Below are 234 nucleotides of genomic sequence, written 5' to 3'. Positions count from 1 at the left end.
CGAAGGAACACCTTCCAAGCGGGCGCTCCGAGTGTGCGGGCGGCCTGCTGAAGATTGGGATCGATCTTGCCAAGAGCGGAAGACAGCGGCAGCACCATCATCGGGAAGAAGATGTGGAGAGAGCCGATGATGACGGCGGCATCCGAAAACAGCAGCGTCAGCGGGCTCTCTATGATCCCGAGATTCATCAGGACGTAATTCAATAGCCCTGTCGGGCCGTTGCCGAGGATAAGC

Annotated in this window: 1 pseudogene; it reads right to left on the bottom strand. The window is 58.5% G+C overall.

Annotated elements, in window-relative coordinates:
• Positions 1-188: pseudogene (locus SB816_RS35110) on the bottom strand (ABC transporter permease); the annotation flags it as partial.
• Between the last annotated feature and the right edge of the window lie 46 nt (positions 189-234).

The organism is Achromobacter sp. SIMBA_011, assembly GCF_046535435.1.
Lineage (GTDB): Bacteria > Pseudomonadota > Gammaproteobacteria > Burkholderiales > Burkholderiaceae_B > Achromobacter > Achromobacter dolens.
Note: the sequence above shows the minus strand (reverse complement) of the source record. Positions and strands in the feature narration are given on the sequence as shown.